The sequence below is a fragment of the Rhizobium sp. 05L429 genome, from assembly GCF_056397645.1.
The window spans coordinates 65,412-83,693 of sequence record NZ_JBFTNV010000009.1; the positions used below are offsets into that span (position 1 = coordinate 65,412).

An 18,282-nucleotide genomic window follows, 5' to 3' on the forward strand; every position below is an offset into this window, starting at 1 on the left:
ATATGGAAATGTGGAACGACACCATATTCGCTCTCTCCAGCGGTGCTCCTCCGTCAGGCGTATCTGTCGTTCGTGTCAGTGGAGCACAGAGCCAGGAAATCCTTCAGAGACTGATCGGGGAGATCCCGTCACCGCGAAATGCTGCTTATCGAACGATTCGGACTCGGAACGGTTTGCCGATCGACGCCGGACTGGTCCTTTTCTTTCCTGGTCCAGCTTCTTTCACCGGTGAAGACTCTGTGGAATTCCAGATACATGGTTCAAGAGCGGTCATATCGGCTCTCTTGGGCGAATTGGCAACATTTCCCGGGACCCGGCTAGCAATGGAAGGCGAGTTTAGTCGTCGCGCATTCGAAAACGGCAAGCTTGATCTTGTTGAAGTCGAAGGTTTAGCGGACCTAATCGCGGCCGAGACCGAAATGCAGCGTCGTTTGGCGCTCGAGCAGAGCTTAGGTGGTTTGTCGCGCCTATACGATTCGTGGGCGGAACGAATTACGCGCTCTCGCGCTCTGATCGAAGCGGAACTTGATTTTCCGGACGAGGATGACATCCCCGGATCTGTTTCCGACCAGGTCTGGGCGTCGTTAATGGAGCTGCGCGGGCAGATAGAGAATCATGTTTCCCATGCCGCAGTAGGAGAGATTGTCCGCGACGGTTTTAAGATTGTCATTGCGGGCGCCCCAAATGCAGGCAAGTCCAGCTTGATGAACTGGTTTGCTCAACGGGACGTGGCAATCGTCACTGATATCGCCGGTACGACACGCGATGTGCTCCATGTTGATATCAATCTGAACGGCTATCTGGTGAGGCTCTACGACACCGCGGGGTTACGAGAGACAGCCGATATCGTCGAGCAGGAAGGCGTCAGGAGAGCACATGTTGCGTTGGGCAATGCCGATCTCGTCGTCTTTTTGGCGGATATGGGATCTCCATCGCCGATAGATCCTTCCGACTTGGAGCGAGCATCGTCGCATGTTATTGTCGGCACCAAGCGAGACCTATATCCTTCCGCTGCCTTATATGACCTTCAAATTTCGACAGTGACGGGTGACGGCCTACTCGAGCTTCGGAGCTTTGTTTCTTCCTTCATCGAGCAGAAGTTCGGAGGATTGTCTTTGTCTGTACCCACCAGGCAGCGACACAGAAATTCGCTCTTTGAATGTTTGAGTGCTTTGTCGATGGCGATTGATCAGACGGGCCAGAGCTTGGAGATCAGAGCGGAGTCTTTAAGACTTGCAGGCGATCATCTGGGGCGTATTACCGGACGGGTTGACGTTGAGGATCTTCTTGGCGTGATCTTCTCGGAATTCTGTGTCGGAAAATGATTCACGTGGAACAATATTCGTCGAGGTCGCGAATAGTTTCACGTGAAACCTTTTGTGGAGTTGCGCATGAGCGCCAATAATTTTGATGTGATAGTAATCGGCGGTGGTCACGCTGGATCCGAAGCAGCTGCGGCTGCGGCGCGGATGGGTGCAAAAACCGCTTTGATCACGCATCGACGCGATACGATAGGTGTCATGTCCTGCAACCCGGCCATTGGCGGTCTGGGTAAGGGACATCTGGTTCGTGAGATCGACGCCATGGATGGCCTTATGGGCCGAATCGCTGATGCTGCCGGCATTCAATTCCGGATGCTGAATAAGAAAAAGGGTGCAGCGGTTCGCGGTCCACGCACGCAGGCGGATCGAAAGCTCTACCGCCTGGCGATGCTGGAGGCGATTGAATCCATCGCGAACCTTGAAGTTGTCGAGGGCGATGCGTTCGATCTCGATGTGAAGGAAAATCGAGTCGCTGGCGTAATAATGCAGGATGGGAGGCTCTTCTCGAGCCCTTCGGTTGTCATTACCACAGGAACGTTTCTGCGGGGCCTGATCCATATCGGAAGTGAAAAGACTCCCGCAGGCCGCACTGGAGAGCCGCCTTCGACTGGACTTTCAGCGACACTTGGTCGATTGGGCCTGAAGTTGGGTCGACTGAAGACCGGAACTCCTGCGCGGCTAAGTGGAAAGACGATCGATTGGGATTCGGTCGGGCGCCAGGCGGCGGATGAGGAACTGGTCCCCTTTTCTTTCATGACGGATCGCATTGTGAATCCGCAGGTCGAGTGCGGCGTGACGCGGACGACCGAGGCAACGCATCGTATCATCGTCGAGAATCTGCAAAAATCGGCGATGTATTCAGGGCAGATCGAAGGTGTTGGCCCTCGTTATTGCCCTTCKATTGAGGACAAGCTTGTTAAGTTTGGGGAGAGAGACGGTCATCAGATATTCCTGGAGCCAGAGGGGCTGGATGACGATACCGTTTACCCGAACGGGATTTCTACCTCGCTTCCCGCCGACGTGCAGGCGGCGTTCATCCATACAATTCCCGGCCTCGAACGCGTAGAGATTCTGCACCCCGGCTACGCCATTGAATATGACCACGTTGATCCGCGGGAGCTGTCGGCCACATTGGAGGTCAAGAAGCTTCCGGGTCTTTTTCTGGCCGGCCAGATTAATGGGACAACGGGCTACGAGGAAGCTGGTGCGCAAGGGCTCGCGGCTGGCCTTAACGCGGCACTTTCGAGCAGCAACTCAGCGCCCTTTGTCTTCAGTCGCACCAACTCCTATATCGGTGTGATGATTGATGATCTGACATCGCGCGGTGTTACGGAACCGTATCGAATGTTCACTTCACGCGCGGAATATCGGTTGACTCTTCGCGCAGACAACGCCGATGCACGGCTTACGCCGGTTGCACTTGAGCTTGGATGTATTTCCGCTGAGCGAAACAAGCGGTTTACCGACTATCGGGAGATGCTCGATAGCGGCCGGTCGCTGCTTCAGTCGTTGGCGGTGACGCCTACCGAAGCCCGCAAAGCTGGTCTTAATCTAAACCTGGATGGTCAGCGCCGTAGCGCCTATGAACTTCTTTCCTACCCCGAGTATGGCCTGGGGGACCTGGTCAGAGTGTGGAACGACCTAGGCTCTTTCTCCAAAAGGGTGGCGGAAGCACTAGAGATTGAGGCGAGCTACTCGGTTTATATGGATCGCCAGGCAACTGCTATCGAGATACAACGTCGAGACGAGAATCGATTGATCCCCGATGGCTTTGATTACAGCACACTATCGGGACTTTCAAACGAGCTGAAAAACAAGCTTGGCGCCCAAAAGCCTTCGAATATCGCGCAAGCTATGAAAGTGGATGGCATGACGCCAGCGGCAATTTCCCTCTTGTTGGTGCATATTCGTCGTCGCCCGGACGGCGGTAAGCATGTTGCGTAGTGACTGCACGGTTTGAGAGTCGGCTGGAATGGAATTAAACGGATTGCGTGTTTCACGTGAAACACAGGAACGGCTACAGCATTTCGCTGATCTCTTCACGAAATGGGCCAAGGCGATCAACCTTGTGGCTCCATCGACCATGGGGGATATGTGGAGCCGGCATATCTCAGATAGTGCTCAGATATTCCAAATCTCCCCTCACCCTCAAAACTGGGTCGATCTTGGAAGCGGCGGTGGCTTTCCCGGCATAATTACGGCGATCTTTCTGGCTGAGCAGCAGGGTGGCTGGGTCCATATGGTGGAAAGCAATAATAAGAAGGCAGCATTTCTGCGAACCGCTCTGCGAGAAACCGGCGCACGAGGCGAGGTGCATGCGATCAGAATCGAGGATGCAGCAGCGGCAATACCCGCTTGCGATGCCATTTCCGCCCGTGCACTGGCTGATCTCGATAAGCTGATCGAATATGCTGCGCCCTGGATGGTCGGTAAGGAAAATACCCGCGCTTTTTTTCACAAAGGGCGGGATTACCAGAGGGAAACCCAGAAAGCGCGTGGTCGCTGGGTCTTCGATCTGCTAGAACATAATAGCGCTGTTGAGCAAGATTCTGTAATTCTCGAAATATCGAAGCTCCAGCGCTTGTTTTAACAAATTGGATAATGCGGCAATGGCTGGCGAACGTAATCGGATTATCACCATAGCAAATCAAAAAGGTGGCGTGGGGAAAACGACCACCGCGATCAATTTGGCCACCGCTCTCGCTGCCATCGGCGAGCGGGTTCTAATTATCGATTTGGACCCACAAGGCAATGCAAGCACTGGTTTGGGAATCGACCGCCGCAATCGTAAGCTTTCCTCTTATGATTTGATGGTGGGGGAAGCTGGTGTCGCTCAGACCGCGCTTGAAACGGCTGTTCCTAATCTTTTCATCATTCCGTCGACGATGGATCTGCTCGGTGTCGAGATGGAAATCTCCCAGGACAGCGATCGCGTCTTCAAGCTCAGGAAGGCATTGTCTTCCTCTGAAGCTCTGGCCTTTTCTTATATTCTTCTCGACTGCCCACCTTCGTTCAATCTCTTGACGATGAACGCCATGGCGGCAGCTCATTCTGTGCTGGTGCCGTTGCAGTGCGAGTTCTTCGCGCTTGAAGGCTTGAGCCAGCTTCTGGAGACCGTTAATCAGGTCCGTCGAACAGTCAATCCGCAGTTGGATATCCAGGGCATTGTGTTGACGATGTTCGACGCTCGCAACAATCTGGCGCAGCAGGTCGTCAACGATGTTCGGACCCACCTTGGTGAGAAGGTGTATCACACGCTCATCCCGCGGAATGTCCGTGTCTCCGAAGCACCCTCATATGGTAAACCGRCAATTCTCTACGATCTTAAATGCGCCGGTAGCCAAGCCTATCTGCAGCTTGCATCCGAAGTTATCCAGCGGGAGCGGCAAAGACTGGCAGCTTGAAAGAGTGTATGACACAGTAGGCGAGTTTAGACATGAATGACGATACATCAAAAAGACGGCTGGGCCGCGGTCTCGCAGCCCTTATAGGCGAAATGGATCAGCCAGTCGCTGCTGAAACAGATCGGCCGTCGGTGAGCGCCGACCGGATGATCCCGATCGAGTTCGTCACTCGCAACCCTCGCAACCCTCGCCGTTTCTTTGATGATTCCGAACTTCACGACCTCGCGAGTTCGATCCGCCAGCACGGAATCGTGCAGCCGATCGTCGTTAGGACACTCGCCCGGGATCGTTACGAAATCATTGCCGGCGAAAGACGTTGGCGTGCCGCCCAGCTTGCAGGTTTGATCGAAATCCCTGTCATTATCAGGGACGTGGATGATAAGACGGCGCTGGAAATCGCGATTGTTGAGAATGTCCAGCGTTCCGATCTCAACGCACTTGAAGAGGCGCTCGGCTATGAGCAGCTGATAGCCGAGTATGGATACACCCAAAACGATCTCGGCGAAATCATCGGCAAGAGCCGAAGCCATGTCGCTAATTCCCTGCGCCTGCTGAAACTGCCGGAACCTGTCCGTGATATGCTGGCCGCTGGCAGCCTTTCGGCGGGTCATGCCCGCGCACTGGTTTCGACGTCGGATCCCTCCGCATTGGCGCGTACAATCGTCTCCAAGGGCATGTCAGTACGCGATGCTGAGAAGCTTGCGCAGAACGACATCAAAGCCCAGTCGGAGCCGCAGGTATCCGTTCAGAAGAACCAGAAGGATTCCGATACGTTGGCTTTAGAGCGTACGCTATCGGATACGCTTGGGCTTGATGTCTCCATCAATCACAAAGCCAGCGGCGGGCAGATCCGGATTTCTTATAAGTCCCTGGAGCAGCTCGAGGAAGTCTGCCGGCTTCTTGAACGGCGCTGATCAGGCCTGGGGGCGCCTTCCAGATTGCAGCGTCGTGGAGAGCAGCGTCTGCAGGGCGATGCTATCCTCCAGCATTTGGCGTTGTCTCGTTTGCAGTACGGCTGCCTGCAGACGTTTTGTTTCACGAGAAATGGCGTCTGCGCTCCAGGTTTTTAGCGCCTGTTCTATGATCGGCTTGCGACGGAAATGAAGATGCCTGCCCAAGGCCTGCATGATTTGCGCTGCCGGCAATCTTTTCTCATCCATCTCCGCGCGCATTGTGTCGAGAAGCTGGAATTGTCGAAGGCAAGCTTGAAGAACCAGAAAAACCGAGGTTTTGGAACTGGTGATCTTCTGCATCGCGTGTAGGAAGTTATTGCTATTGCCGCTCAATATCGCGTCGACTGCATCATCGACCGAAATTGCGCTGGCGTCACCGATTATTTCGGTAACGTGATGATCTTCAATCGTTCCCATGCCGCGGCAATAGAGAGCCAGTTTGCGAATCTCATTTCTGGACGCGATTCTGTCGCCGCCAATCAGCATGACGAGGGCCTGCCTGGCAGCCGGCGTAATGCCCAGTCCTTCAGGGGCGAGCTCACTGTCTATCAGCGCGTTCAACGCGCGGCCGTCGTCAGCGTAGCAGGGGATGGCGACGGCGATGCGGGCAGCTTCGACCGCCTTGCGCAAGGCCGATCCCTTCTTCAGGTCACTTGCTTCAACGATGATGCTGGCGGCCTCGAGCGAAGCACCTGATAGAAATGAGATAGCGTCGACGAGGTATTTCTCGTTTGCAGCACCCCTCACCCATATCAGCTTTTCACCGCCGAAAAGACCCATGGACTGGGCTTCATCGACCAGCCGTCCGGGCTCTTTCTGGAGATCGCCGACATCGAGCTTGGTAACGGAAAAGGGATCATTCTGATCGATTCCCGTTTTTCCAGCAATCATGCCCGCGCGCTCAGAAACAAGCCCGCGGTCTGGGCCATAGATCAGATAAATGCGATACTGGCGTGAGGATCTCTGCAGAAACCCTTCGAACTCATGGGATTTGATTTCCGCCACGCCACCGCTCCCCTAGCGGCTGAGCGCAGCAGCGAGGTCCGCTCCCACGAATTCGGCCGCCTGATTGGCGGCGCGATTTTCGGCATCGCGGATGGCGCGCTGCTTTGCAAATTCCTGACTTGGAAAGTCTACCAGGGCCGTCGCTTCGCGTCTGCCAGCCTTGATCACCTGATCGTCTTTGGTGGTGCGCAAAGTGTAGCTTACCGAAACAGTCGCACGGCCTGCGCGAGACGTATCCGAGGACTGAACAAGCAAAGTATCGGCAACGTAGGACGAAACCTGCATATCAACCATGTAATCGGGCTTGTCCGGTTCACCAGCACCGCGTGAAGCCAGGAAGATCAGATGGTTGCGAACTTCCTGTCCGACGCGCGTACCTGCTTCGGAAAAGCCAACGGAGCCGAGCTTCTCGTTAACCCCGGTGTTTTCGGAATAGAGTGGCCGAACCTGGCAGGCGGAAACGAACGCCGTGGACACAAGGATCGTGACGATGCCGGCGCGGCGCGCAAGCTTGCGGGCGAAATCAGACGACAATGTTTACAATCCTCTGTGGAACCACGATGATCTTCTTCGGTGCCTGACCGTTCAGGACATTCTTCACCGCGTCCAATTCCAGCACGGCTTCGGTGACGGCATTTTGATCTGCGTCGCGAGAAATTGTCAATTCGGCGCGCTTCTTGCCGTTGATCTGGACGGGCAGGATCACGTCGTTCTCCACGACGAGCGATTCGTCGTAGTCCGGCCAGGCCGCGTGGGCGATAAGATCCTTGTTGCCAAGGGTCAACCAGCATTCTTCGGCCAGATGTGGCGTCATGGGCGCAACGAGCTGGATCAGGATCTCGGCCGCGTTTCGGATGGCAGCCCGATAGCCTGCGTCGCCCTCCCCGGCTGCAACCTTCGTCAGCGGGCCTCCCAGCGCGTTGACCAGTTCGTAGATGCGAGCGACCGCTTTATTAAACCAGAGCCTGTCGTAGTCGTTCTGCACCGCCTTCAGCGTCTTGTGGGCGAGTTGCGAGATCGCCAGCGCTTCGCCTTCCTGTGCCGGCTTGGGTTCGACGGTGGACAGCGCCTCCGCCGCTTCCGACACCAGGCGCCAGAGGCGCTGCGTGAAGCGATGAGCGCCCTCCACGCCGGCTTCGGACCAGATGACGTCACGATCGGGCGGGGAGTCCGACAGAACGAAGAAACGCGCGGTATCGGCGCCGTATGAGGCGATGATATCGTCGGGGTCTACAACGTTCTTCTTCGACTTCGACATCTTTTCGATCGAGCCGATTGCGATTTCTTCGCCGCCTTCCAGCAGATAGGCGCAGCGCTTCCCGTCGATCTCCTCGATGCGAATGTCGGCAGGCGAAATCCATTCGCGGTGCATGCCGGCACCGCGGCTGTAGGTTTCGTGGACCACCATGCCCTGCGTGAAGAGGCCCTTGAACGGCTCCTTGACGTCTACATGGCCGGTCTCGCGCATCGCGCGGGTGAAGAAACGTGAATAGAGCAGGTGCAGGATCGCGTGTTCGATACCGCCGATATATTGGTCGACGGGCAGCCAGCGGTTGGCCGCAGCCGGATCTGTCGGCTGCTTCTCCCAAGGTGCCGTGAAGCGGGTGAAATACCAGCTCGAATCGACGAAGGTGTCCATCGTATCCGTCTCGCGGCGCGCATCCTTGCCGCATTGCGGGCAGGCGACGTGCCGCCAGGTCGGGTGGCGGTCCAGCGGGTTGCCAGGCTGATCGAAAGTCACATCCTGCGGCAGCTTAACCGGCAGGTCCTTCTTCGGAACCGGTATGACGCCGCAATCATCGCAATGGATGACCGGGATGGGGCAACCCCAGTAACGCTGCCGGGAAATGCCCCAGTCGCGCAGGCGGAAATTGACCCTGCGTTCGCCTTGTGGCGCATTGCCAAGCAAGGAGGAAGACAGCTTGTCGGCAACGGCCTGGAAGGCTTCGTCCGTCGTCTTGCCATCGAGGAAGCGCGAGTTGATCATCACGCCCTCGCCGTCATAGGCGGTATCGCCGACGGTGAAACTTGCGGCATCGCTATCCCTGGGCATGACAACCGGAACGACCGGCAGGCCATATTTGCGAGCGAAATCCAGATCCCGCTGGTCGCCGGAGGGGCAACCGAAGATGGCGCCCGTGCCGTAATCCATCAGAACGAAGTTGGCGACATAGACCGGCAGCTCCCAGGAAGCATCCAGCGGATGCTTGACGCGGATACCGGTATCCATGCCCTTCTTTTCGGCCGTCTCAAGGGCGGCAAGAGAGGTACCGGCGCGGCGGCATTCTTCACAGAAGGCTTCGATATCGGGATTCTTGCCCGCTATTTCCTTGGCAAGCGGATGGTCGGCAGCGATCGCCAAGAAGGACGCGCCGAACAGCGTATCCGGGCGCGTTGTATAGACTATGACCTCGGTTTCGCCTGCGGGGGCGGTTTCCGGAACGATTTCCCAGCGGATCGTCAGACCTTCGGAGCGACCGATCCAGTTCTTCTGCATCAGGCGTACTWTTTCCGGCCATTGGTCGAGCGTGTCGAGCGCGTCCAGCAGGTCCTGGCTGAAATCGGTGATCTTGAAGAACCACTGCGTCAGCTCGCGCTGTTCGACCAGCGCGCCGGAACGCCAGCCCCGGCCGTCGATGACCTGTTCATTGGCGAGAACGGTGTTGTCGACCGGATCCCAATTCACCTTGGACTGCTTGCGGTAGACGAGGCCCTTTTCCAGGAAGTCCAGGAAAAGGTGCTGCTGCTGCTGATAGTATTCGACATCGCAGGTCGCGAATTCGCGCGACCAATCCAGCGACAAACCCATCGCCTTCAGCTGCGCTTTCATCGAGCCGATGTTCTGATAGGTCCAGGATGCGGGGTGGACGCCGCGCTCCATAGCCGCATTTTCTGCCGGCATGCCAAAAGCGTCCCAACCCATCGGATGGAGGACGTTGTAGCCACGGGCGCGCTTGTAGCGCGCCACGACGTCGCCCATGGCGTAGTTGCGGACATGGCCCATGTGGATGCGGCCCGACGGATAAGGGAACATCTCTAGGACGTAATATTTCTCGCGCGGATCGGAGTTGTCGGTCTCGAAGACCTTTTCCTCGTTCCATTTCTGCTGCCAGCGGGGCTCAGCATCGCGCGGATTGTAACGTTCGGTGGCCATGTATCAGAATTTCCGGAAAATCAGGGGAGGTTGGTCGAGACCTTCACCATGAAACCACACAAGCGTCAAGTTTTGCGGGCGCTTCATGCGTTCGATCTCGGCTTTGAGGCGATTTTGCAGAGAGAAGTCTTGGCAAGGCTACGGCAGCCCAGTAGTGCATGCCGATGGATTTAGCCTGATGTCGGGACAAAGCGATGGAACTTCAAGAGCGATTGAACGAAGTATGGTCTAAGGTCGGTGCTGCGGAGCGGGATGCGGGTCGTCAGGCGCACACAGTGCAGCTCGTGGCAGTATCTAAGACCTTCGAGGCAGACACCATTCGCCTGGCAATCGAAGCCGKCCAGCGCATCTTCGGAGAAAACCGTGTTCAGGAAAGCCAGGGAAAATGGCMGGAGCTGAAGGCGGAAACGCCCGGCATCGAGCTGCACCTCATCGGCCCGCTTCAGTCCAACAAGGCTGCCGAAGCGGTCGCGCTCTTCGACGTCATCGAGACCATTGACCGTGAGAAGATTGCGCGTGCCATTGCCGAGGAAATGAAGCGGCAGGGCAAGGCGCTGCGTCTCTATGTACAGGTCAATACCGGCCTGGAGCCACAGAAGGCCGGCATAGTACCAGAGGATACAGCGACTTTCGTAAACTTCTGTCGCGATGAGCTCGGTCTTATCATCGAGGGGCTGATGTGTATTCCGCCGGCGGAAGAGAATCCCGGCCCGCATTTCGCCTTGCTCACCAAGCTTGCCGAAAAAAGTGGCGTGAAAAAGCTTTCGATGGGCATGTCCGGCGATTACGAAACTGCCATCGCGTTCGGCGCCACCAGCGTGCGCGTCGGCTCGGCGATTTTCGGAGCACGTTAACGAATAGCGGAAATACGCTCTTCGAATCAGAGGATCACTCATGATTGGGATGGGGTATCCAGCGGCCGTTGTTTGGAAAGCGATAATATTCATTAATATGAAAAAAGTTTAAGCCGGTGGTTTCCCTGGTTAACGCGCTATCACGCGACGGTCGCAAAAATCCCATAAGCTACTTAAATCATTGCGTAATTTTTGTCGATCCTCTTGGCTTTTCCAAAGTTCGTCGAGCGCTGCCGCAAGCCCTAACGAGAGCTTAAATTAAATTTTCCGCAAAGCTAATTGAGGAATTATTAACTATGTTGGGCGCAACCATTCGTTAACGGCAATGACCCGGCTCTCTCGGGTTTTGCATGAAGCGTCGCCGTTACCGGACTCGTCCGGATGACCCCTTTCACTTTGATTGCGGAAAACGGAACATGACAAGCATCCTTACCAACAACGCTGCTATGGCAGCGCTGCAGACCTTGCGCGGCGTAAATGACAGCCTCAAGGATACCCAGGGCCGAGTCTCCTCGGGCTATCGCATCGACAAAGCTGCTGACAACGCTGCCTATTGGTCCATCGCGACGACCATGCGTTCGGACAACAAGGCCCTCTCGGCCGTTTCCGACGCCCTCGGCCTCGGCGCTGCCAAGGTCGATACGGCCTACACCGCCATGGACAACGCCATCGACGTCGTCAGCGAAATCAAGTCCAAGATCGTCGCCGCTACAGAAAAGGGCGTCGACAAGACCAAGATCCAGGAAGAAATCGACCAGCTGCAGGAACAGCTGGTGAGCATTGCTCAGTCGGCCTCCTTCTCCGGTGAAAACTGGGTTGCCGGCGCTTCGGGCACAAAGAGCGTCGTCTCCTCCTTCGTCCGTGACGGTTCCAATGCCGTTTCGGTCAAGATGACGGACTATGTTCTCAATGCAGGTACGCTCGGTAACGTGCTGTTCGGCATGAACAGCAACGGAACGATCCAGACGACCAGCGGCATTATCGGCACCGCATTCAACGGCACCTATGGTAACGTCACCATCGTCATGCCGTCGATTTACGCACTCGACATCACCACCTTCACTCAGGGCCAGCTCGATGGAGCGCTTTCCGGCGTCGAACTCGTGCTTCAGGCCATGACGAATGCGGGCTCGCAGCTCGGCTCGATTTCGACCCGAATTCAGTTGCAGGAAACCTTCGTCAGCGCTCTGGGTGACTCGATCGACTCCGGTGTCGGTCGCCTCGTCGACGCCGACATGGAAGAAGAGTCGTCCAAGCTCTCCGCCCTGCAGACGCAACAGCAGCTTGCGATCCAGTCACTCTCGATCGCCAATTCCTCGGCACAGAACATTCTCTCGCTCTTCCGCAGCTAACAGCGCGCAGGAGAAAGGCAACAAAAAACCCCGCCAGTGGCGGGGTTTATTCGTTTCGGGAGCAGACGATCTCAGAACTGGTCGTCTTCGTCCTCATCCTTGGGGGCCGAGCGCAGCGAGCTCAGCTTGCGGAAGACGGCATCGGCGTCGATTTCCTTTTCTTCCTCACGCTCGTAGCTCGGCGTCAGACGCTCGGTTTCCTGAGCGGATTGCAGCGTTGCTCCGAGTTCGGCAGCTGTCGGCAGCGGACGGCCCTTGGACGCCTTTTCCACCTCCATGTCGAGATCGATCTGGCTGCAGAGGCCGAGCGTGACGGGATCCATCGGGGCCAGGTTTGCCGAATTCCAATGGGTGCGCTCGCGGATCTGCTCAATCGTCGACTTGGTGGTGCCGACGAGACGCGAGATCTGGGCATCCTTCAGTTCCGGATGGTTGCGAACCAGCCAGAGAATGGCGTTCGGGCGGTCCTGACGCTTGGAAACCGGCGTATAGCGCGGGCCACGGCGCTTGGATTCCGGCACGCGGACCTTCGGTTCGGAAAGCTTCAGCTTGTAGTTCGGGTTGCCTTCGGCGCGGGCAATCTCATCGCGGGAAAGCTGGCCGGTGGCGATCGGGTCGAGGCCCTTGATGCCCTGCGCGGCTTCGCCATCGGCAATCGCCTTGACTTCGAGCGGATGCAGTTTGCAGAACTGAGCGATCTGGTCGAAAGACAGGGCTGTATTGTCGACGAGCCAGATGGCAGTCGCCTTCGGCATGAGCAGCTGTTGAGCCATGGATATAGTCCTTCTATCGTCCGCGCCGGTCGCGGTCCGTGGATTGTCACCACAATGTCCGGGAAATATGGCGCTATATAACCGCACTGTCGCAGAATTGCAATTCTTCAGAAATGAAATGACCTTTGTCTAATTGCCGTCATCAGACTACCTGATATGAATTGCGCAATTCGAGTCCCGGCCGCTTCGAAACGATCGGCCGTCGCATAGCCTTGTGAGGAGGAGTTCCCATGTCGGAGAAGATCTATCCGGTTTCCAAACCGGTAAAGACCCGTGCGCTGATCGATCAGGCCAAGTACGAGCAATGGTACGAGGAAAGCATTGAAAACCCCGACAAGTTCTGGGGCAAACACGGCAAGCGGATCGACTGGTTCAAGCCTTATACCAAGGTCAAGAACACATCCTTCACCGGCAAGGTCTCGATCAAATGGTTCGAAGACGGCCAGACCAATGTTTCCTACAACTGTATCGACCGTCACCTGAAGACGAACGGCAATCAAACTGCCATCATTTTCGAGGGCGACAACCCCTATATCGACAAGAAGATCACCTATAACGAGCTTTACGAGCACGTCTGCCGCATGGCGAACGTGCTGAAGAAGCATGGCGTCAAGAAGGGTGATCGGGTCACCATCTATATGCCGATGATCCCGGAAGCGGCCTATGCGATGCTCGCCTGCGCCCGCATCGGCGCGGTCCATTCCGTCGTCTTCGGCGGCTTCTCGCCGGAAGCGCTTGCGGGGCGTATCGTCGACTGCGAGTCTACTTTCGTCATCACCTGCGACGAAGGCATTCGCGGCGGCAAGCCGGTCCCGCTGAAAGACAATACGGATACCGCCATCCACATAGCAGCCCGCCAGCATGTGACGGTCAGCAAGGTCCTCGTCGTGCGCCGTACCGGCGGCAAAACGGGTTGGGCGCCGGGTCGCGACCTCTGGCACCATCAGGAAATCGCCACGGTGAAAGCCGAATGCCCGCCGGTGAAGATGAAGGCGGAAGATCCGCTCTTCATCCTCTATACCTCGGGCTCGACGGGTAAGCCGAAGGGTGTCCTGCACACGACGGGTGGTTATCTCGTCTATGCGGCAATGACCCATGAATATGTCTTCGACTACCATCCCGGCGATATCTACTGGTGCACGGCCGACGTCGGCTGGGTGACAGGTCACTCCTATATCGTCTATGGACCGCTCGCGAACTGTGCCACCACGCTGATGTTCGAAGGTGTGCCTAACTTTCCGGATCAAGGCCGCTTCTGGGAAATCATCGACAAGCATAAGGTCAATATCTTCTACACGGCACCGACGGCGATCCGCTCGCTCATGGGCGCCRGCGACCACTTCGTCACTCGCTCTTCGCGCGAGAGCCTTCGCCTGCTCGGCACCGTCGGCGAGCCGATCAATCCGGAAGCCTGGGAATGGTATTATAATGTCGTTGGGGACAAGCGATCCCCAGTCATCGATACCTGGTGGCAAACGGAAACCGGTGGCCACATGATCACGCCGCTGCCGGGCGCCACCGACCTGAAGCCCGGTTCGGCCACGAAGCCCTTCTTCGGCGTCAAGCCACAGCTTGTCGATAATGAGGGCAAGGTGCTCGAAGGTGCGGCTGACGGCAATCTCTGCATTACCGATAGCTGGCCGGGCCAGATGCGTACGGTTTACGGCGACCACGAGCGTTTCATCCAGACCTACTTCTCCACCTATAAGGGCAAGTATTTCACGGGTGATGGCTGCCGCCGCGACGAGGACGGATATTATTGGATCACCGGCCGCGTCGATGACGTTCTGAACGTTTCCGGCCATCGCCTGGGTACGGCGGAAGTCGAATCCGCCCTCGTCTCGCATAATCTCGTCTCGGAGGCCGCCGTCGTCGGCTATCCGCACCCGATCAAGGGCCAGGGCATCTATTGTTATGTTACGCTGATGGCCGGCAATGAGGGCACGGATGAACTGCGCCAGCAGCTCGTCAAACATGTGCGCGCGGAAATCGGCCCGATCGCAGCGCCCGACAAGATTCAGTTCGCGCCGGGGCTGCCGAAGACCCGTTCGGGCAAGATCATGCGGCGTATCCTGCGCAAGATCGCCGAGGATGATTTCGGCTCGCTTGGCGATACATCGACGCTCGCCGATCCGGCTGTCGTCGAAGACCTGATCGCCAACCGGCAGAACAAGGCCACCGCCTGAGTTAGAGGGCCGCTTCGGAAACGGAGCGGCCTTATTCTTCCGCGCAGGCAAGCTGCGGTTTACGACCGCCATCATAGGCGCGGACCAACCCTTCCGTCAGCAGGTCCTGTGCGGGGTTGCGCCCGTCCATCAATGTGACATTGGCGAGGATACGTCCGAAATATTTGTCGCCGCTGATCTCGGTCAATTTGATGTCGGCGATGCCTGATGTCATTTCTTCCAGAGCATGGTGCGCGTCGATGCCAGCTTTTCTGATCTCAGGGCATTTAGAATGCATTTCGGGCGCGTCGATGCCGCGGATGCGGACGTAGACTTCCATCGTCTGCTGTGGCCAGGGCGTTGCAGCGACCAGCAGCGTGTCTCCATCGACGATCCGGATAATCCTAGCCGAAACCGGCCCGTCGATCTCATCCCGCGCGGCGAAAGCCGGCACGGCGCCAATAAACAGTAGAAGAATCGGAATTAACTTGCACATGAAAGGAATAAATTCCGTTCATGCCGMGAAGTCAATAGGAATATTTACTTAGAAGTCGATTGCGCGCCCGTTGATTTCATAGTCGCCGAAACGTGAGGGTTCCGCGCCTCCCCGTCCACCGATCTCCGGCGGCAGTTCGGCAAGCTTAGCATTCTTGCGGCGTTCTTCGGCCTCGGCCAGGGCCCGTCGGGCAGGAGGAGAAAGCATCTTACGCGGCGGTTCGGAACCTTCAGGCGCCGGGGTTTCCACATTATCGTTATCGGCCGTCTGCATGCTGCACTCCCGCCTGAAAATATTGAAAATGGCTGGCGAATAACCAAATCATAGTGCGTCGGCGGCAGGATTTAAAGCAGCGCGCCGCAATCAAGGAGATGGAGACCTCTGATGAACCTCGTGCGTACTGCCATGTTGCTTGCCTTCATGACGGCGCTTTTCATGTTTGTAGGCTTTTTGATCGGTGGCCGAGGCGGCATGATGATCGCCTTTCTCATCGCTGCAGGCATGAATTTCTTCTCCTACTGGAATGCCGACCGGATGGTGTTGTCGGCCTATCGGGCTCAGGAGGTCGATGAGTGCAACGCCCCGGAATTCTACCGTATCGTGCGCGATCTCGCCCGTAATGCCGGCCTGCCAATGCCGAAGGTTTATCTCTATGACAGCCCTCAGCCGAATGCCTTTGCGACAGGCCGCAATCCGGAGAATGCCGCAGTTGCCGCTTCGACTGGCCTGCTCTCGGCCCTCTCCCCGCAAGAGGTTGCGGGCGTGATGGCGCATGAGCTCGCCCACGTCCAGAACCGCGATACGCTGACCATGACGATCACCGCCACGCTTGCCGGCGCGATCTCGATGCTCGGTAATTTCGCCTTCTTCTTTGGAGGCAATCGCGAAAACAACAACAATCCCCTGGGCTTCGTCGGCGTACTCGTCGCGATGATCGTTGCACCGCTTGCCGCCATGCTGGTGCAGATGGCGATCAGCCGGACGCGTGAATATTCGGCGGACAGGCGCGGCGCTGAAATCTGCGGCAACCCGCTGTGGCTGGCTTCCGCGCTCGGGAAGATCGCCCGCGGGGCGGCACATGTGCCGAACTATGATGCGGAGCGCAATCCGGCCACCGCACACATGTTCATCATCAATCCGCTTTCCGGCGAGCGCATGGACAACCTGTTCTCGACCCATCCGAACACTGAAAATCGTATCGCCGCCCTGCAGGAAATGGCGCAGGGAGGCTTCGACGTCTCGACGCCGCCGGTTCGCGCTGCTAATCCGACACGCAAATCGCGGTCGGTTCCGAATACGKGTTCCGGCGGCGGTGACTCGCAACCACCGAAGGGTCCGTGGTCTTGAATTCAGACGGCAAGAAGAAGCCAGCTCACAAACATAAACCTTCCGCAGAACGCTCGGCGTCGGCGCCGGTAAAACCCGGCCTGCCGGCGCGGGCCACTGCCGCCAAGATCCTTGCCGCCGTAGTCGACAAGAAATTGCCGCTCGATGGAGCGCTGGATCACGAACATGGAAATCCKGCTTACAAGGCGCTCATTGAAAGCGATCGTGCGCTGGTGCGCGCCATTCTGAACACCACACTCAGGCATCTGCCGCGCATCGATGCGGCCATTGCTTCGCTGCTCGAAACGCCGCTGCCAGAAGGTGCGCGCGCTTTGCATCATGTGCTTGCCGTCGGTGCTGCGCAGATTCTCTATCTCGACGTTCCCGATCATTCGGCCGTCGACCTTGCGGTCGAACAGGCCAATCAGGATCCGCGTAACCGCCGTTTCGCCAAGCTCGTCAATGCGATCCTGCGCCGTCTCGGCCGCGAGAAGGAGCAAATCCTTGCGGAGATTGCAGACATTCCGCCGATGCCATCCTGGTTTATCGAGCGGCTCACCAAGGCCTATGGGCGAGAAGCGGCGCTTGCCATTTCCGAATCGCAGCTCGAGCCCGCTGCCATCGATCTCACCGTGAAATCCGATGCTGCTGGCTGGGCGGAACGGCTGAATGGCGTCGTTCTTCCGACCGGCGGCGTGCGACTTGCCGCTTTCGAAGGCAGCATTCCTTCGCTCGCCGGTTTTGAAGATGGCGAATGGTGGGTTCAGGATGCCGCTGCCTGCATCCCTGCAAAGCTCTTCGGGGATCTCACCGGCAAACGGGTTGCCGATCTCTGCGCTGCGCCGGGCGGCAAGACCGCCCAGCTCATCCTTGCCGGCGGCAGAGTGACGGCAATCGACCAATCGGAAAACCGATTGAAGCGTTTGCGCTCCAATCTGGAACGGCTTGGCCTCGAAGCGGAAACGATTGCGGTGGATCTTACAAAATTTGAACCGTCCGAGCGTTTCGACGCGATCCTTCTCGACGCGCCCTGCTCATCGACGGGCACGACCCGCCGGCATCCCGATGTGCTCTGGACGAAAGGGGCCGAGGATATCACCAAGCTGGCTGCGCTGCAGGAACGTCTCCTGCGCCATGCGGTAACGTTGCTGAACCCCGGCGGATTGCTCGTCTTCTCCAATTGCTCGCTTGATCCGCAGGAAGGCGAGGAGGTCGTGGCGCGCGTTCTCGAAGATGTGAACGGCGTTGAACGTGTTCCGATCGATGCCGGAAAATGGCCTGATATGCGCCAGGCCATTACACCGGCGGGCGAGTTCCGCACGCTCCCTACAATGCTGGATATGCCTGATGGTTTTGCGTCGGGCCTGGACGGCTTCTACGCGGCGGTGCTCAGACGCATCTGAATGCTATTATATTCTTATTTCATCACAAAATAATACATCGTGGCTGGTGAAATCGCTTTTGATTCATCTATTCTT

At 57.2% G+C, this 18,282-nt stretch carries 16 protein-coding genes; 10 read left to right on the forward strand and 6 right to left on the reverse strand.

Going from position 1 to position 18,282, the window contains the following annotated elements; genetic code table 11:
- The first annotated feature begins 2 nt into the window (after positions 1-2).
- The 5 genes from mnmE to AC1DNW_RS11835 all read left to right on the forward strand — a co-directional run bounded on the left by mnmE (position 3) and on the right by AC1DNW_RS11835 (position 5,640).
- Positions 3-1,325, forward strand: coding sequence for a tRNA uridine-5-carboxymethylaminomethyl(34) synthesis GTPase MnmE (mnmE, locus tag AC1DNW_RS11815; protein ID WP_113310243.1), 1,323 nt, complete (start codon positions 3-5; stop codon positions 1,323-1,325).
- Between the two features lie 66 nt (positions 1,326-1,391).
- On the forward strand, positions 1,392-3,266 hold the full coding sequence (mnmG, locus tag AC1DNW_RS11820) for a tRNA uridine-5-carboxymethylaminomethyl(34) synthesis enzyme MnmG (protein ID WP_113310242.1): 1,875 nt from the start codon (positions 1,392-1,394) through the stop codon (positions 3,264-3,266).
- 28 nt (positions 3,267-3,294) lie between these two features.
- Complete coding sequence (gene rsmG, locus AC1DNW_RS11825; protein ID WP_113300832.1) at positions 3,295-3,912, forward strand: 16S rRNA (guanine(527)-N(7))-methyltransferase RsmG; 618 nt, start codon at positions 3,295-3,297, stop codon at positions 3,910-3,912.
- 19 nt (positions 3,913-3,931) lie between these two features.
- Positions 3,932-4,726, forward strand: coding sequence for a ParA family protein (locus AC1DNW_RS11830; protein ID WP_477852765.1), 795 nt, complete (start codon positions 3,932-3,934; stop codon positions 4,724-4,726).
- 32 nt (positions 4,727-4,758) lie between these two features.
- The gene (locus tag AC1DNW_RS11835; protein WP_113300830.1) at positions 4,759-5,640 is read left to right on the forward strand and encodes a ParB/RepB/Spo0J family partition protein; all 882 of its coding nucleotides are present in this window, start codon (positions 4,759-4,761) and stop codon (positions 5,638-5,640) included.
- Here the strand turns inward: AC1DNW_RS11835 and holA are convergent, their stop codons facing one another.
- From holA to leuS, 3 genes are read right to left on the reverse strand one after another with little or no spacing between them, the layout of a single operon-like run.
- The gene (holA, locus tag AC1DNW_RS11840) at positions 5,641-6,684 is read right to left on the reverse strand and encodes a DNA polymerase III subunit delta (protein WP_477852767.1); all 1,044 of its coding nucleotides are present in this window, start codon (positions 6,682-6,684) and stop codon (positions 5,641-5,643) included.
- Positions 6,685-6,696: 12 nt separating this feature from the next.
- Positions 6,697-7,218 carry an LPS assembly lipoprotein LptE gene (lptE, locus tag AC1DNW_RS11845; protein ID WP_113300828.1) on the reverse strand — a complete coding sequence of 174 codons (522 nt, stop codon included), beginning with the start codon at positions 7,216-7,218 and terminating at the stop codon, positions 6,697-6,699.
- Positions 7,208-9,838, reverse strand: a complete 2,631-nt coding sequence (gene leuS / locus AC1DNW_RS11850; protein WP_477852769.1) for a leucine--tRNA ligase — start codon at positions 9,836-9,838, stop codon at positions 7,208-7,210. Before leuS ends, lptE begins: the two co-directional genes overlap by 11 nt.
- 194 nt (positions 9,839-10,032) lie before the next feature.
- Here leuS and AC1DNW_RS11855 point away from each other — a divergent pair, with 194 nt between their 5' ends.
- Together AC1DNW_RS11855 and AC1DNW_RS11860 are read left to right on the forward strand one after the other, a co-directional pair.
- On the forward strand, positions 10,033-10,692 hold the full coding sequence (locus AC1DNW_RS11855; protein ID WP_477852771.1) for a YggS family pyridoxal phosphate-dependent enzyme: 660 nt from the start codon (positions 10,033-10,035) through the stop codon (positions 10,690-10,692).
- 416 nt (positions 10,693-11,108) lie between these two features.
- Positions 11,109-12,044 carry a flagellin N-terminal helical domain-containing protein gene (locus AC1DNW_RS11860; RefSeq protein ID WP_113300825.1) on the forward strand — a complete coding sequence of 312 codons (936 nt, stop codon included), beginning with the start codon at positions 11,109-11,111 and terminating at the stop codon, positions 12,042-12,044.
- Between the two features lie 71 nt (positions 12,045-12,115).
- Here AC1DNW_RS11860 and AC1DNW_RS11865 read toward each other — a convergent pair whose 3' ends face one another.
- Entirely contained in the window at positions 12,116-12,817 is a 702-nt protein-coding gene (locus AC1DNW_RS11865; RefSeq protein WP_113300824.1) for a DUF1013 domain-containing protein, read from the reverse strand.
- Between the two features lie 230 nt (positions 12,818-13,047).
- On the opposite strand from AC1DNW_RS11865, the gene acs reads away from it, so the two are divergent.
- Entirely contained in the window at positions 13,048-15,003 is a 1,956-nt protein-coding gene (gene acs / locus AC1DNW_RS11870) for an acetate--CoA ligase (RefSeq protein WP_477852773.1), read from the forward strand.
- 31 nt (positions 15,004-15,034) lie between these two features.
- Here the strand turns inward: acs and AC1DNW_RS11875 are convergent, their stop codons facing one another.
- Complete coding sequence (locus AC1DNW_RS11875) at positions 15,035-15,478, reverse strand: thermonuclease family protein (protein ID WP_113310237.1); 444 nt, start codon at positions 15,476-15,478, stop codon at positions 15,035-15,037.
- Positions 15,479-15,526: 48 nt separating this feature from the next.
- Positions 15,527-15,751 carry a DUF1674 domain-containing protein gene (locus AC1DNW_RS11880; protein ID WP_113310236.1) on the reverse strand — a complete coding sequence of 75 codons (225 nt, stop codon included), beginning with the start codon at positions 15,749-15,751 and terminating at the stop codon, positions 15,527-15,529.
- A gap of 111 nt (positions 15,752-15,862) precedes the next feature.
- On the opposite strand from AC1DNW_RS11880, the gene htpX reads away from it, so the two are divergent.
- Positions 15,863-16,825: a zinc metalloprotease HtpX gene (gene htpX, locus AC1DNW_RS11885; protein WP_477852775.1), complete on the forward strand. Its 963-nt coding sequence runs from the start codon at positions 15,863-15,865 to the stop codon at positions 16,823-16,825.
- Complete coding sequence (locus AC1DNW_RS11890) at positions 16,816-18,207, forward strand: RsmB/NOP family class I SAM-dependent RNA methyltransferase (protein WP_113300819.1); 1,392 nt, start codon at positions 16,816-16,818, stop codon at positions 18,205-18,207. The genes htpX and AC1DNW_RS11890 overlap by 10 nt, the downstream gene beginning before the upstream one ends.
- Positions 18,208-18,282: the final 75 nt, after the last annotated feature.